Source organism: Nocardia sp. NPDC059240, from assembly GCF_042753865.1.
Classification (GTDB): Bacteria; Actinomycetota; Actinomycetes; order Mycobacteriales; family Mycobacteriaceae; genus Nocardia.
Map to the genome: position 1 here is coordinate 16035 of NZ_JBHZAC010000007.1, position 15495 is coordinate 31529.

The following is a 15495-nucleotide window of genomic DNA, read 5'->3' on the forward strand; positions in this document are numbered from 1 at the left end:
GCATGATCAGTACTCAACTTCCTGCGAGCGCTTACGAATGGTCGTGACCTCGTCGCGCTGATTTCCGGTGGGGCCGTGATAGTTCAGGGCGAAGGACTGCTGTGCGTAACCGCCGATGAGATGCGAGGGCTTGATCATGATGCGGGTCAGCGCATTGTGGATGCCGCCGCGTTTACCCTTGCCCACCTTGGTATCCGCCGCGCCCTCGATGCGCGGCACGTTCACCGCGCGGTCCTGGGCGTGGTACATGAACACCGTGCCCTCGGGCATGCGGTGCGACACGATCGCGCGCGCCACCACGATGCCGTTGCGGTTGATCGCCTCGATCCAATCATTGTCGGCGACACCGATTTTCGCGGCGTCCTTGTCCGACATCCAGATCGCCTGACCACCCCGGGAGAGGGTCAGCATGTGCAGATTGTCCTGGTAGGCGGAGTGGATCGACCACTTCGAGTGCGGGGTCAGGTAGCGGACGGTGACACCGTTGTCACTGACCTTGCCGATGCCCGGCTCACTGAACAAGGCGGTCATATCCAGCGGCGGCCGGTAGATCGGCAGCTGCTCACCGAGTTCCATCATCCAGTCGTGGTCGAGGTAGAAGTGCTGACGTCCGGTCAGGGTGTGCCAGGGCTTGTTGCGCTCGACATTGATGGTGAAGGGGGAGTAGCGGCGGCCGCCGGTCTCACTGCCGGACCATTCCGGTGAGGTGATGACCGGGACGGGCCGAGCCTGGGTGTCGGCGAAGGTGATTCGCTTACCCTCATGCTCGGCGGCGAGGTCGGCCAGCTCGGTTCCGGTGCGCTTTTCCAGCGCATGGAACCCTTCCACCGCGAGCCGGCCGTTCGTGGTGCCCGACAGGGACAGGATCGCCTCGGCCGCATGGATGTCCTTGGCCAGCGACGGGCGGCCCTGCGCGATACCGGAAACCACGGTGCCGTTGACGCCGCGCAGATATTCCACCTCTTGATCGGGCAGGGTGGTGACGCCCTTGGTGGTCAGGCCCAGCGTCTCGACCAGTGGTCCCAGCGCGGCCATCTTCTCCGCGACATTCGGGTAATCGCGTTCGACCACCACGAGTTTCGGCATGGTGACACCCGGAATCGGTTCGCACTCACCGTGTTTCCAGTCCAGCACCCTGCCACCGGCCTGCGCGAGCGCATCGGCGGTGTCGTGCTGCAACGGGACCGCCACTACGTCTTTGCGCACACCCAGATGCTTTTCCGCCAGCCACGAGAAGCCGCGGGCGATCCGGTGGAAGGCGTCGAAGTCGGTCTTGGCCTCCCACGGCGGCGAGATGGCCGGGGTGAAGGCGTGCACGAACGGGTGCATGTCGGTCGACGACAGGTCGTGCTTCTCGTACCAGGTGGCGGCGGGGAAGACGATGTCGGAGAACAGGGTCGTGGAGGTCATGCGGAAGTCCAGCGACAGCAGCAGATCCAGCTTCCCGGTCGCGGCCTCGTCGCGCCATTCCAGTTCCTGCGGGCGGATGCCGGTGGTCTCCCCGGTCTGCAGGTTGGAGTCCGCGCCGAGGAGATGCTTGTGGAAGTACTCGTTGCCCTTGCCGGAGGAGCCGAGCAGGTTGGCACGCCACACGGTGAGCACGCGCGGGAAGTTCTCGGGGGCGTCGGGATCCTCGCAGGCGAACCGCAGATCACCCGACTTCAGGCCGTCCACAACGTAATCCGCGACCGGCTTACCCGCCTGCTCGGCCTCGTCGACGAGGTCCAGGGGGTTGCGGTTGAGGGTCGGATACGAGGGCATCCAGCCCAAACGTGAAGCGAGCGCGATGTTGTCGGCCGCGGTGCGTCCGGCGAACTGCCCCTTGGCCAGCGGCGAGGCGAAGGTTTCGCTGGTGAACGGGTCGTAGCGCCACTGGTTGTTGGTCAGATACCAGAACACGGTGCCCTGCATCTGCCGCGGTGGGCGCTGCCAGTCGGAGGCGAAAGCCAGTGTGGCCCAACCGGTCACAGGGCGACATTTCTCCTGGCCTACGTAGTGGGCCCAGCCGCCGCCGTTCACGCCCTGGCAGCCGGTGAGCAGTGTCAGGGTGAAGAAGCTGCGGTAGATCTGATCCGAGTGGAACCAGTGGTTGGTGCCCGCGCCCATGAGAATCATGGAGCGGCCCTTGGACTTCTCCGCATTGTCGGCGAATTCGCGGCCGATGCGTTCGGCCTGGACGGCGGGGACGCCGGTGATCGATTCCTGCCAGGCGGGCGTGTACGGCTGAGTCGCATCGTCGTAGCCGGTCGGCCAGCTGCCGGGCAAGCCGGACCGGGCTACTCCGTACTGCGCCAGCAGGAGATCGAACACCGTCGTCACCCGACGCCCCGCGATGACGGTGGTCGGCACGCCGCGGGTGAGGACGGGGGAACCGCCGTCCTCGAGCTCGCCGGCGGGCCCGTCGAAGCGGGGGAACTGCACGGCCGCAACATCATCGGTGCGCCCGTGCAGAGTCAACAGGGGATCGGTGTCCCCGAGGTCCAGGTTCCAGCGACCCTTGCCCGCCTCGGTGAAGCGATGGCCGAGCGAGCCGTTGGGCACCTGCGGAATACCGTCCGCGTCCAGCAGCACCGTCTGATGCTCGACACCCTCGCCGGTGTGGCCGAGATCGGCGGCGGTGAGGAACTTGCCGGGTGTGAAGGTGTGGCCGGAGTAGTCGCCGTCGGTGGACCAGCCGCCCTCGTGCTCGTCGAGAGTGATCAGGTACGGCAGGTCGGTGTACTTCTTGACGTAGTCGGTGAAGTACGGAGTCTGCTTCTCTATGAAGAACTCTCGCAGCACCACGTGGCCCATAGCCATGGCCAGCGCGGCGTCGGTGCCCGGGCGGGCGGGCACCCATTCGTCGGCGAACTTGGTGTTGTCGGCGTAGTCGGGGGAGACCACCACGACCTTCTGGCCGCGGTAGCGGGCCTCGGTCATGTAGTGCGCGTCCGGGGTTCGCGTCACCGGGACGTTGGAGCCCCACATGATGAGGTATCCGGCGTCGAACCAGTCCGCGGACTCGGGCACGTCGGTCTGATCACCGAACACCTGCGGGGAGGCGACCGGCAGGTCGGCGTACCAGTCGTAGAACGACAGCATCGAGCCGCCGATCAGCGAGATGAACCGCGCCCCGACCGCGTGCGACACCATCGACATGGCCGGAATCGGCGAGAACCCCGCCACCCGGTCCGGACCGTACTGCTTGATCGTGTAAACGTGTGCAGCGGCGGCGATCTCGGCGGCTTCCCACCATTCCGCCCGCACGAACCCGCCCTTGCCGCGCGCGGACTTGTAGGCCGTGGCCTGCTCCGGGTCCTCGACGATGGACCCCCACGCCAGCACCGGATCCTTGAGCTTGTCCTTCGCGGCGCGATACATCTCCAGCAGGGTGCCGCGCACGTACGGGTAGCGGATGCGGGCCGGGGAGTAGGTGTACCAGGAGAACGACGCGCCACGCGGACAACCGCGCGGTTCGTACTCCGGCTTGTCCGCGCCGACGCTCGGATAGTCGGTCTGCTGCGACTCCCAGGTGATCACGCCGTCGGAGACGTAGATCTTCCACGAGCACGAGCCCGTGCAGTTCACGCCGTGCGTGGACCGCACCACCTTGTCGTGCGACCACCGCTCGCGGTAGAACTCGTCCGCCTCACGCCCACCTACCTGATGCAGGGTGCGCAGATCGTCGGAAACTTCGCCGCGGTTGAAGTACTTCCCCAGTCGAAGCAGCGCATCGGCGGACGAGTGTCCGTTCTGCGAGATAGCCATAACGCCCCCTTCGAGCTGGAAAATCGGGCTGCTGGCTCGACTGTAGGGACGTCGGGGGAGGCATCAAAACGGTTCTCTCACAATGCTCGGAGGAACTTTGTGAGCTGTGAGATCCAAGAAATCTTCCGGTCACCAGGGGGTAGCGGCAATGCGTGTCACACTCGGTGGCGACCTGGGGAAACAGTGAATTTTGTGCGGAAATACATACGCGGGAAGGTGCTTCCGGGGCACTGCGGTGATGCTTCCGAAACGGTCGGTTCTCGCTTACTTAATATTTGTTAACACACCTTCGGATAGCTGGAAGATCGCTATATGGTGCATTCATGCAGCGATTCGACGGAGTCATCGAGACCGCTCGCGGGGGCGGCGCGCACATCCCGGTACCGCCGGAAATCATCGAGGCCCTCGGCGGCGGCGGTCGCATCCCCGTCCAGGCCACCTTCGACGGCATCGCCTACCGGGGGTCCATCGCCGATATGGGCTCGGGCCCCTGCCTCGGCCTGTTGAAGGCCATCCGCACCGAACTCGGCAAGGGCCCCGGCGACCAGGTGACCGTCACCCTGGAACGCGACACCGCCGAACGCACCGTCACCATCCCCGACGACCTGGCCGCCGCCCTCGCCACCGCAGGCGCCCGCGAAGCCTTCGACGCCCTCTCCTACACCAACCGCCGCGAACATGTCACCGGCGTCACCGAGGCCAAGAAGCCCGAAACCCGCGTACGGCGCATCACCAAGATCGTCGAATCCCTCACCGGGGGCGCTTGAACCACTCCGCCGCACTGGGCTGGATCAGCGCGCAGACGATGGCGACGCAGGCGACAACGCCGAGGAAGCCGGGCGGCTGCTTCGTCACCACACTGCCCAGGGAGCGGAACGCCTCGAGCGTCGCGACGGCGGCCGCCGTGCCTCGGAGGCCGTTGCCGGCGCTCCCGAAGCCGAAAGCCAGCATCGCGAGAATCATTGGGAGCACGAATCTTCCGGTAGTGGCGGCGGCATGATCGCCTCCCGAGACGAGTCCCACGACTATCGAGATCAGTAACCCGAGCCCGCCGAACAGGAACGAGATCACCTGTGCCGCACGGACCGAGTTCGGCATGGGGGTCGGGGGCGGTGGAACTTGAGAGCGCCGGACCCGGCGCTGCGTGACCGGTGGTGGGGCCGGCCGCCGCTGGGTGTCGCCATCGTCCGGAAGCGCACCGTTGGCTCTGCGCTCAGCCCTGCGCTCAGCCCTGCGCGGAGCGACATACTTGCGCGGAGCACCAGACTCCATAGTGCCGGACGGAATTTGCGTGTGCGGCACAGAATCGTCCGCAGTCGACCGATCCGCATCGAGACCCATCTGAGCCCTCCCCATTTTCCAGCGCCCGGGAAACGCTCTCCCGGGATAACGCGGACGCAACGATAACAATCGCGTGAATGTGAATCCAATTGAGGCACGGGAGAGATCCAGGATTTTGAATTATCTTGTGCAACTGGACATTTCGGGTTCCTTGCCCTTGATTTCAGCGGTAGAATTAGCACATGAATTCGAAGGGGGAATCACTCGACAGCTGCGGCATCACCGCCCTGGTGACCGCAGTGCAGAACTTTTCGACCACCATCCTGCACGACAACCTCATGCCCATCAGCGACGCCAACTTCATCGGAATGCTCCAGCAGCTCGAGATCTGCAAGCGTCAACTCTCCGCGCTGGATTCACGTCTCATCATCGAAATCGGTGAGCGTGGCCTGCCGCAGTCCACCGGTGCCGGTGCCCTGGTCCCTTTCCTGCGTCAAACCCTGGGCCTGTCGCGTTACGACGCCGCCGGTCGTGTGAAGATCGCCCGCTCCTGCGGTGGCCTCCTCGACGCGAAGGGTCAGCCGCTCACCGATACCTTGTCCGCGACGGCGGAAGCCTATGAGGCAGGCGACATCTCGCGTGATCACGCCCGCAACATCGTGGACGTGATGACGCACCTGCCCGCCGATCTTCCGGCCGAGACCTACGCTGAGACCGAGCAGCACCTGGTCGAGCACTGCCTGACCGGCCAGCCCGACGACCTGCCCAAGATGGGCCGCGAAATCCTCGCCCGTCTGGATCCGACCGGCACGGTGATCTCTGATGCCGACCGTCGCCGCCGTCGCGGAATCACGATCGGCCGTCCGGGTGTGGACGGCATGTCGAAGATCGAGGGCTGGCTGACCCCGGAACTGCGTGCCTACTTGGATGCATTCTTCGCCAAGTACGCCCGCCCGGGTATGTGCAACCTCGACGACCTGGAACCCCTTGCCCTGTCGTCGAACTCGTTCGACTCCAAGACGCTGGAGGCCGCTGCTCGCCGTGATCGCCGCGATGCCGGTCAGCGCACCCATGATGCCCTGTTCGCCCTGCTGCAGCCGGTTGCGTCCACCGGTAAGCGCGCCACCGCGCCCGCTGGCTCGGCTACCGCGCCTTGCGAACCCAAGACCGCCGGGGCAGTTCCCTTGTCTGGCACTTCAACTGGCCTCGCGGTCGCGATCAGCGGGTCCAGCTGCCCGACTGTCGGATTCGGTGACCCCTCTGGCCTGGTTGCAGCATGCGGCGAGCCTGTCGCCCCGGCTGCCGTGTTCGGGGAGTCAGCTGCTGCGCCTGCCGTGTTCGACATGCCTACCGCCGCGGCGACGTTTGGTCATCACCGTGGCCTCAAGACCCAGGTCATCCTCACCATGTCGCTGGCCGACCTGGAGCGTGGTGCGGGCTTGGCGTCCACCGCCACCGGCGGGCACGTCTCCATCAACGAAGCATTGAAGATGGCTGCGGGCACCCGCCCCGTCCTGGCAGTGCTCGACCCGCACGGGATCCCGTTGTTCCTGGGCCGGGCCAAGCGCCTCGCCAGCCCCGGTCAGCGCCTCGCCTTGATCGCACGGGACAAGGGCTGCACCCGCCCGGGCTGCGACGCACCCGCCTCGATGTGCGCGGTCCACCACATCACCGACTGGGCCGACGGTGGCCCGACGGATCTGTCGAATCTTGCTCTGGCATGCGATCACTGCCACGCCCTGGTCAACGACAGTGTGGATGGCTGGAAAACCGTAGTCATGGACAAGGATTCGGCCCACCCGGGCCGCTGCGGTTGGATCGCACCGAAGCATGTGGATCCGACCGGCACGCCGAAGGTCAACCAGCGTCATCACTTGGCTGAGCAAGTTGGCGCGGCGGTGGATTCCAGTTGCCAGCAGTGGGGTTCACGGGTGGCGTGAAACGCGGGCAGCCGGTGTACAGCTGGCGTTCGCAGGGCAGGGGAGGTGTGGTTGCGTCGCCTGCCCTACCGGACTTGGGCTGACGCCGGGTCGGGAGCCGTGACCCGCCGATCCCGGCCCACGGACTGCACGGATCACCTTCTCGAGACAAAACAGAACAAGACAAAACAACACAACAACGCCGAAGACTCCCGGTAGGACTCGCCAACCCCGCCCCCCTTGTCGCCGAGTGGCACATTTTCGAGGGGGGAACAGTGCAAATCGCCCAAGAATGTGCCACTCGGCGAAAACCATCGGGCAGTGCGCCTTCGGCGACATCTCGAGGGTCTTTGACAACTCCACAGAGCACCGATTCCATAGAGCACCGATTGCCCACCGAACGGTCGGTCTGCCTCGGGTGCCCCACCCACCCACCCACCCCTGCCAGCGGGTCCGTAAACGCGGCTACGCCGCCTGCTCGAGCCCGCCAGCCGGTCCGTAAACGCGGCTCACCGCCTACCCGCGCTCGTCCGCCATCAGCCCACGTCGGGATAATCTTCTGGCTCTTGATCTTCGGCGACTTCGCAGAGCACTGATCAGTGATCCGAGAACGCGGCTACGCCGCCTGCCACGCAACCCTGCCAGCTGGTGCGTAAACGGCGGCTCCGCCGCCCCGCCCCCTTGCTCCGCTGCCGCCCACGGGGTCTTGTTCTCAACCGCCCCGAGACGACGAGCGGCCGGTCGGTGAGGCGGCTGGGACCGCCGGTCGGCGAGCCCAACCCAACCCCGTCCTATCTCCTCCTCCAGGCCGCTTTTGTCTTTTGTTCTCTGGCTCTTGTCTTTTGAGCTCTTACTCCGCGATCAATTCGGCCTCTGAGTCGAGTGCTCGTTGATCATCGTCGGAAACCCCCACGGCCCCAGGCTGATAGGTCACTGATCGGAGAGACCCCGTGTATCGGAATACGCCGTGGCGGTCGCGGAGATCCCAGGACACCGGTCCGCGCGCGTCGAGACCGACGGAGATACCGGTCCAGGGCGACATTCCAACCAGTTGAACCTGGTCCGGCAACTCAGCCGCGCGCACACCATCGATCCCGATGCTGAAATCCCACCGCAGGTGAGGCCGAACCACGGCGGATACGGTGAAAAGTCGGCTCCCCGGCGGAATTTCGCCGGCATCGACGGCGACGTACCGGCCGTATCCGTTGTAGCCGAAGATCAGGTGACCGTCCTCGACGTACAGCAGGTAGCCGCCCAAGGGATCGCCGTGGGCGACCAGGACGCCGGCGTCACCCGGCTGGTAGCCGTCCAGATCCACGGTGATCGTGAAGTCCCGGTAGGCGATCAGGCGTTGGGAGCGGTAGCGCTCCAGCGTCGGAGTGCCCGGGAGAATGCGGACCGGGTCACTGAGTCGAGCTTCCTCCGGCCGTCGATTCGCCAAGTCCTTGCGGGTGACGAGCGGGAAAACCGTGTTGTGCCAGGCGGCTTCGTCCCAGGCCGCGGAGAGTTCGGCGACCTTGTCCGGAAGCTGCTCGGACAGGTCGTGAAGTTCGGTGGGATCGGTGCGGACGTCGAAGAGCTGCCAACGCGGGTTGTCGATGCCGCGTTCGGGTTCGTACAGCGCCAGGAGCTTCCAGCCGTCGCGGTAGAACCCACGATGACCGGTCATCTCGGAGTACTGCTCCACGTGCTGGGAGACCACGGCCGGATCACGCAGCACCGCTGCGGCGGATACGCCGTCGAAATCCTTGGCGGGCAACCCGTTACGCACTGTCGGCTGCTGCAGCCCGATCAGCTCGAGGAGGGTCGGTGCGAGGTCGGTGATGTAGACGTACTCCTGGCGGACCCCGGAATCCTCGTCGGTGCGAGGCAGCCCCTGCGGCCAGGACAGGACGAACGGCACCCGGACCCCGCCCGCGAAGGTCTGGCCCTTGTAGAACCGGAACGGTGTATTGGAGGCCTGGCCCCACCCGCGCGGATAGTGCACACCGAGCTTGGCGCTGCCGATCAGCGAGTCATCGTGCGGGACATCGCGTTCCCAGTCCGGCTCGTCGACCTGCGCGAACTGCGCGAAGTAGGTGCGGGTCCCCTCCGGCCCGCCCTCGGCGGTGCCACCATTGTCGGAGGTGAACACGATGATGGTGTTGTCGAGCTCGCCGAACTGCTCGAGCGTGTCCACGATCCGCCCCAGGCTCTGGTCGATGCTGTCGACCATGCCCGCGTACACCTCCATGTACCGCTCGAATCGCGACCGCTGCTCATCGGTCAGCGAATCCCATTCCTGCGCTTCGTAACCCGGCTCGGTATTGCGCGGCTTCTGCTGCGTCCCCTCGGGGAACAGGCCCTGTGCGATCTGCTCGGCGAATCGGCTCTGCCGCAACCGATCCCAGCCCTCGCGGTACCGGCCTCGATACTTGGCCTGATCCGCCGGCTTCGCCTGCAACGGCCCGTGCATGGCGGTGTGCGCGAAGTACAGGAAGAACGGCTTGGTCGCGTCGTGGGCGCGCAACTCCTTGAGGTAGCCGATGGCCCGATCGGTGTAATCGTCGGTGAGGTAGTAGTTCTCCGGATATTCGTCGACATTCACCGGCGAGCTGTCCGAGACCAGCTGATTGGGGTGATAGAAGGAGTTCAACCCTTCCAGCGACCCGTAATACCGGTCGAATCCGCGCTGTGTCGGCCAGGAATCCCGGTGCGCGGCCGGATGCAGCGTGGCATCGCGGACCAGATGCCATTTGCCGACCGCGTACGTCGCATATCCGTTGGCGCGCAGGATTTCCGGCAGCGTCAGCACGTCGTCGGCCAATTCCAGCCGCAGCCCCGGATAGCCGGGATCGGCATTGGCGACGAATCCGAATCCGGCCCGATGCGAATTGATGCCCGTCAGCAGCGCGGCCCGCGACGGCGAGCAGAGCGGCGTGGTGTGAAAGTTGGTGAGCCGCAAGCCATTGGCGGCCAGTCGATCCAGGGTCGGCGTTTCGATCTCCGAGCCGAACGGCCCGATATCGCTGAACCCCATATCGTCGACCAGCACCACGATGACATTGGGCGCACCCGCGGGCGCGGTCGGCGGATACAGCCAATCCGGTGTGGAATCGGCGGTGGTGCGGCCGATTTCGCCGGGAAAGTTCTCATAGCCACGGGCATTGTTTTTCGCATAGCCGTCGGCACTGTCGGGGACTGACATGCTCACAGCAAAGGTGCCGGGCCCCATTCGCGGCCAGGGTTTCACTCTCGCTGCGTGCAACCGGTGATCCGTCATGCACCGGCCGATAGCGTCGCCGCACACGATCAAGGCCCGGTCGACACTCGAGGTTTCTTCACATGCATACGTCCCCCGGCGGTCACGACCGCCGTCTTTTCCTGCGCAGTTCCGCCGTCGCCGCGCTGGCGATCCTCGGAGGCGGGGCGCTGGCCGCCTGCACGTCCGCGGTGAGTCAGCAGCGCGGCGGCGGCGACAATGCGCAACCCGTGCGCGGCGGGACCCTGAAGTACGGCGTCCTGGTGGATCTCGTGCCCGCCAACCTGCTCACCAATACCGGCACGACGCCGTATGTGGTGGGCCTGGTCTTCGAGTCGCTGGTGCGCTACCCGCACGACAAGCTGGAGCCGCAGCCGCTGCTGGCCAAGAGCTGGACGGTCGCACCCGACGGCAAGGCGGTGACGCTGGAGCTGCGCGACGACGTGAAATTCCACAGCGGACGCCCGTTCACCTCGAAGGATGTCGAGTTCTCGCTGCGCACCTATGCCGATCCGAAGTGGTCGGCCCAGCTCAAGAGCACCGCGGCCGCCGTCACCGGCTTCGACACCAGTGACTCGCACAAGATCACGCTGACCCTCGATCACCCGCTCAGCAACCTGTTCGATTTGCTGGACACGGTCCCCATCCTGGACAGCGAATCCATCGACGCGCTCGCCACCGGCGACAAGATCATCGGCACCGGTGCGTTCCGCTTCGCCTCACGAATCCCGAACCAGCAGTTGGTCTTCGAGCGGAACCCGGACTACCGGATCCCGGATCGCCCGTATCTGGACCGGGTCGAGTTCACCGTCATCTCGGACAATCAAGCGCAGCTCAACGCGCTCAAGACCGGTCAGATCCATCTCGCCGACGGCATCACCTACCGTGACAACGAGAACCTGGCCAAGGCCGACGGATATCAGGTCATCGCCTTCGAAGGCGCCGAGCTGCAGGTCTACGTGGGCGTCAACGTCCAGGATCCCTCGCTCGCCGATGTCCGGGTGCGCCAGGCCATCGCCTACTCGCTGGACCGCGACCGCATCATCAAGGAAGTCTTCCGCGGCGCGGGCTACCCGTTGAACCTGCCGTGGCCCAAGGGTTCTCCCGCCTTCGACGACTCCCGCAACACCCGCTACACGCGAGATGCGGCCAAGGCCAAGCAGATTCTGTCCGCGCTGCCGAAACCGGCGAAGCTGCCCCTGGCCTACAACTCCTCGTACTCGATTTTCGAGAACACCGCCCAGATCGTGCAGGCCAATCTCGCCGAGATCGGTATCGAGGTGGAGCTCGTCCCCACCGAGAACGCTACTTTCATCAAACAGCTGATCTCCGCACAGTTCCCGGGCCTGTGGATCACCGACCACTCCTGGGCGCAGCTGCAGCCGGCCACGCTGACCGTGAGTGCCTACCCGTTCAATGCCCGCAAGAACGCGTCCCGCTACGAGTCCGCCGATTACGTCAAGGCCGCCGACGCCGCCTGGCAGCTACCGCAACCCGCCGGCGCCGACGCCACCCGCGCCTATCAGGCGCTCAGCGATCAGCTGCTGGACAGCCTGTTCCTGATCGAGATCGGCGTGCACTACCCGCAGGACGCCGCGAGCCGAAAGGTGCACGGCTTCAACTGGACCAAGCGGCGTGAGCATCTGTTCACCGAGACCTTCCTGGCATGATCACCTACTTGCTGCGCCGGATACCGTCCGCGATCGCGGTGCTGTTCGGCGCGTCGGTGCTCATCTTCCTGCTGCTGCGACTGGTCCCCGGCGATCCGGCGACCACCCTGGCCGGACCCGACGCTACGCCGGAAACCATTGCGGCCATTCGTCATCAGCTCGGGCTCGACCGGTCGATCCCGGCGCAGTACCTGTCCTGGCTGCACGGCGTGTTCACCGGTGACCTGGGCCGCTCCTACATCATCGGCGGCCAGATCGCCGATCTCATCGGCCGGGGACTCTCCAACACCCTGATCCTGGCCGCTGCCGCACTGCTGCTGGCCGTCATCGTCAGCCTGAGCGTATCGATCGCGTCGGTGCTGTGGGATCGACGCTGGCTCAATGCCCTTGTCGCCGCGGCCAATACGGTGGCGGTCGCGGTCCCGGTCTTCGTGACCGGGGTACTGCTGGTGCTGGTGTTCGCCATCGCCGTCCCGATCCTGCCCGCCGGTGGGCTGCCGCCGGACGGGTTCCTCTCCCGGCCGGATATCGCGGTGCAGTACCTGCTGCTGCCCGCCGTCTGCCTGGGGCTGCCGGTCGCGGCCGCGCTGACCCGATTCCTCACCGAATCGCTGCGCACGGAGTTGTCCAAGCCTTACGTCCTGACCGCCCGCGCGCTGGGTATCCCGCAGCGCCGCATCGTCACTCGCGGCGCATTGCGCAATGCCCTGCCCACCTTGCTGACCACGCTCGGTATCCAGACCGGCAACCTGCTCGGCGGTGCGGTGCTGGTGGAGGCCGCGTTCGCCTGGCCCGGCATCGGGCACCTCATCGAGCAGGGCATCAATCGGCGCGACTATCCGGTGGTGCAGGCGCTGCTGCTGTTCTCGGTGGCGGTGTTCGTGGCCATCCAGTTGACCACCGACATCGTGCACGCATACCTGGATCCACGCATCCGTATCGGAGGTGGGGCATGAGCGACCTCGCAGTCGCCGAGGCCGGGGCGAACAGCCCGGGTCGCGCGGCGAACCCGAGTCGGACACCGTTGCGGGCGCTGACCCGCGGACAGGGGCTCGCCGGCGTGACCCTGATCGCCGTCATCGCCATCGCCGCACTCGCGGCTCCGCTGCTCACCGAATATGGCCCGCTGGAGCAGATCCCGGGGGCTAACTTGCTCGGTGTCAGCGGTGACCACTGGCTCGGCACCGACCAGGTCAACCGCGATGTCCTCACCCGCACGCTCTACGGCATCCGCATCGATCTGCTCATTGCGTTCGTAGCGGTGCCGATCGGCGCGGTACTGGGCTCGGCGATCGGGCTGGTAGCGACCATCAATCCGGTGGCGGATGTGGTGGCGCAGCGCGTGTTCGACCTCATTCTGGCGTTCCCCGCGCTCGTCTTCGCCATCGCCCTGACCGCGATCACCGGTCCCGGCGCGCACGCGGTCATCATCGTGATCGTCGCCGCGGAACTTCCCATCTTCGGCAGGCAGATCCGCACCGCCGTGCTGGCCGTGCGGGAGCAGCCGTTCGTCGAGGCGGCCGAGATCATCGGTGCGAGCACCGGGTGGACGCTGCGCAAACACGTACTGCCCCACGTGATCGAGCCCCTCGCGGTGCAGTTGGCGCTGTCGCTGTCGCTGGCGGTGTTCGTCGAGAGCGCCATGAGTTTCATCGGCATCGGGGTGCGCCCGCCGGACCCGTCCCTGGGGTCGATCATCGCCGAGTCCACCCGCAATCTCGACGCCAATCCGGCCATGGCGGTGGGCCCGCTACTGGTGGTCTCGGCGCTGACCCTCGGCTTCCTGTTGATCGCCCAAGCCTTGGGCCGCGCCCGGAGAATCGGATGAGCCACCACGAAAACCCGCTGGAAATCCGCGATCTCACCGTGCGATTCGGCACGCGGACCGTCGTCGATGGCGTGGATGTCCACGTCGCCCGGGGCGAAACCGTCGCTCTCGTCGGAGAATCCGGCTCCGGCAAGTCACTTACCGCACGAGCCGTGCTGGGCCTGCTGCCCACCGGCGCGACCGCCACCGGCTCGATTTCGCTCGTCGGGACCGAGATCATCGGCGCGGCCGATGCCGACCTGCGCCCGCTGCGCGGCACCCGCGCCGCCATGGTGTTCCAGGAACCCCAGACGGCCCTGAACCCGGTGCAACGCATAGGAACCCAGATCACCGAGGCGCTGCGCGCGCACCGGTCGATCGGCAAATCCGAGGCCCGCGACCGCGCTGTCGAACTGCTAGGCCTGGTCGGCATCCCGGAACCCGGGAAGCGCGTCGACTGGTACCCCCACCAACTCTCCGGCGGCCAGAAACAGCGCGTCGTCATCGCGCTCGCCCTCTCCGGCGACCCGGATCTCCTCATCGCCGACGAACCCACCACCGCCCTAGACGTCACCGTCCAGGCCGAAATCCTCGACCTACTCCGAGACATCCAGCACCGCAACAACACCGCGATCCTGTTCATCACCCACAACCTCGGCGTCGTCGCAGCCATCGCCGACCGCGTCGTCGTGATGCGCTCCGGCCGAGTCGTCGAAACCCAGCCGGTCCGAGAACTTTTCGCCAACCCCCGCGACCCCTACACCCGCGAACTCCTCGCCGCGGTCCCGGTCCTGCCCGAACCGTCGGCCGCGCCTACCGAACCCGCCGCCGAGTCACTACGTCCCGGACCAGTACCCACGGCCGCCGCGGTATCGGTGGGGGCGGCGGAACCCGCTCCGGTGGCCGAGCCGGTCCTGGCGATCAACGGGGTGTCGGTCGTGTATCGCCAGCGTGGCCGCGACTTTCAAGCCTTGCACGACATTTCGTTGAGTCTCGCGCCGCGCGAGGTCGTCGGGCTCGTGGGGGAGTCGGGGTCGGGGAAGAGCACGCTCGGGCGGACGGCGCTGGGGCTGATTCCGGCCGCGACGGGAGACGTGCTGCTGCAGGGCGTCTCGCTGACCGGGCTGCCTCGTCGTGAGCTGCGCGGGCTGCGCAAGCAGGTCGCGCTGGTACATCAGGATGTGACGGCCTCCCTGGATCCGCGGCGCAGCGTCGAGGATTCCATCGGCGAGCCGTTGCGGGTGCACCGGGCGGCCTCGGGGGCGCTGTTGCGGGCCCGGGTCGGCGATCTGCTCGAGTCCGTGCGACTGCCACGCGATTACGCCACCCGTCGGCCGGGTGAGCTGTCCGGCGGGCAGCGGCAGCGGGTCGCGCTGGCCCGCGCGCTCGCCCTCGCACCCCGATTACTGGTGGCCGACGAGCCGACCAGTGCGCTGGACGTCTCGGTGCAGGCACAGGTGCTGGACCTGTTCACCGACCTGCGTGCCGAATACGGTTTCGCCTGCCTGTTCATCAGCCACGATTTGGCGGTGGTGCATCAGGTCGCCGATCGCGTGGTGGTGTTGCAGGCGGGCCGTGCCGTCGAATCAGGCCCGGTCACGACGGTTTTCGGGGCCCCGAGCGCGGAGTACACTCGGCGCTTGCTCGACGCGGTCCCGGCCCCCGACCCGGTGCGGGCGCGGCGTGCGGAAAACCACTCGCCCAACGTGCCCCTGGCACTGGGGGCTTGAGGATAATTCAATGAGTGGCATTCCCTGGTTATGACCGCCGTCGCACCGGACTTATACCAAGAGGGTTATCCGGTGATACTGATTGGATTTGTCAGGGTGA

At 66.2% G+C, this 15495-nt stretch carries 9 protein-coding genes; 6 read left to right on the forward strand and 3 right to left on the reverse strand.

Annotation, left to right across the window (positions count from 1 at the left end):
* Positions 1–6 precede the first annotated feature (6 nt).
* Positions 7–3747 (reverse strand): nitrate reductase subunit alpha, encoded by a 3741-nt coding sequence (locus ACFXHA_RS25140; protein ID WP_379360772.1) that lies wholly within the window; start codon positions 3745–3747, stop codon positions 7–9.
* 323 nt (positions 3748–4070) lie between these two features.
* Here ACFXHA_RS25140 and ACFXHA_RS25145 point away from each other — a divergent pair, with 323 nt between their 5' ends.
* Positions 4071–4514, forward strand: coding sequence for a YdeI/OmpD-associated family protein (locus ACFXHA_RS25145; RefSeq protein ID WP_379360774.1), 444 nt, complete (start codon positions 4071–4073; stop codon positions 4512–4514).
* Here ACFXHA_RS25145 and ACFXHA_RS25150 read toward each other — a convergent pair.
* Positions 4498–4845: a hypothetical protein gene (locus ACFXHA_RS25150; RefSeq protein WP_379360776.1), complete on the reverse strand. Its 348-nt coding sequence runs from the start codon at positions 4843–4845 to the stop codon at positions 4498–4500. The genes ACFXHA_RS25145 and ACFXHA_RS25150 overlap by 17 nt on opposite strands.
* 425 nt (positions 4846–5270) lie before the next feature.
* Here ACFXHA_RS25150 and ACFXHA_RS25155 point away from each other — a divergent pair, with 425 nt between their 5' ends.
* On the forward strand, positions 5271–6968 hold the full coding sequence (locus ACFXHA_RS25155) for a DUF222 domain-containing protein (protein ID WP_379360778.1): 1698 nt from the start codon (positions 5271–5273) through the stop codon (positions 6966–6968).
* Between the two features lie 829 nt (positions 6969–7797).
* Here the strand turns inward: ACFXHA_RS25155 and ACFXHA_RS25160 are convergent.
* Positions 7798–10134, reverse strand: a complete 2337-nt coding sequence (locus ACFXHA_RS25160) for an arylsulfatase (RefSeq protein ID WP_379360780.1) — start codon at positions 10132–10134, stop codon at positions 7798–7800.
* 137 nt (positions 10135–10271) lie between these two features.
* Between ACFXHA_RS25160 and ACFXHA_RS25165 the strand changes: the two genes are divergently transcribed.
* The 4 genes from ACFXHA_RS25165 to ACFXHA_RS25180 are packed head-to-tail and all read left to right on the forward strand — an operon-like array spanning position 10272 to position 15395.
* Positions 10272–11858, forward strand: coding sequence for an ABC transporter substrate-binding protein (locus tag ACFXHA_RS25165; protein ID WP_379360782.1), 1587 nt, complete (start codon positions 10272–10274; stop codon positions 11856–11858).
* On the forward strand, positions 11855–12814 hold the full coding sequence (locus ACFXHA_RS25170; RefSeq protein ID WP_379360783.1) for an ABC transporter permease: 960 nt from the start codon (positions 11855–11857) through the stop codon (positions 12812–12814). Before ACFXHA_RS25165 ends, ACFXHA_RS25170 begins: the two co-directional genes overlap by 4 nt.
* Positions 12811–13686, forward strand: a complete 876-nt coding sequence (locus tag ACFXHA_RS25175; protein ID WP_379360784.1) for an ABC transporter permease — start codon at positions 12811–12813, stop codon at positions 13684–13686. Before ACFXHA_RS25170 ends, ACFXHA_RS25175 begins: the two co-directional genes overlap by 4 nt.
* A complete protein-coding gene (locus tag ACFXHA_RS25180) occupies positions 13683–15395 on the forward strand; it encodes a dipeptide ABC transporter ATP-binding protein (protein WP_379360785.1) in 1713 nt (570 codons plus the stop codon). The genes ACFXHA_RS25175 and ACFXHA_RS25180 overlap by 4 nt, the downstream gene beginning before the upstream one ends.
* The last annotated feature ends 100 nt before the right edge of the window (positions 15396–15495 follow it).

Coding starts and splice junctions, on each gene's coding strand:
- ACFXHA_RS25140 (WP_379360772.1), bottom strand. CDS start 3,747: ATGGCTATCTCGCAGAACGGACACTCGTCCGCCGATGCGCTGCTTCGA.
- ACFXHA_RS25145 (WP_379360774.1), top strand. CDS start 4,071: ATGCAGCGATTCGACGGAGTCATCGAGACCGCTCGCGGGGGCGGCGCG.
- ACFXHA_RS25150 (WP_379360776.1), bottom strand. CDS start 4,845: ATGCCGAACTCGGTCCGTGCGGCACAGGTGATCTCGTTCCTGTTCGGC.
- ACFXHA_RS25155 (WP_379360778.1), top strand. CDS start 5,271: ATGAATTCGAAGGGGGAATCACTCGACAGCTGCGGCATCACCGCCCTG.
- ACFXHA_RS25160 (WP_379360780.1), bottom strand. CDS start 10,134: ATGTCAGTCCCCGACAGTGCCGACGGCTATGCGAAAAACAATGCCCGT.
- ACFXHA_RS25165 (WP_379360782.1), top strand. CDS start 10,272: ATGCATACGTCCCCCGGCGGTCACGACCGCCGTCTTTTCCTGCGCAGT.
- ACFXHA_RS25170 (WP_379360783.1), top strand. CDS start 11,855: ATGATCACCTACTTGCTGCGCCGGATACCGTCCGCGATCGCGGTGCTG.
- ACFXHA_RS25175 (WP_379360784.1), top strand. CDS start 12,811: ATGAGCGACCTCGCAGTCGCCGAGGCCGGGGCGAACAGCCCGGGTCGC.
- ACFXHA_RS25180 (WP_379360785.1), top strand. CDS start 13,683: ATGAGCCACCACGAAAACCCGCTGGAAATCCGCGATCTCACCGTGCGA.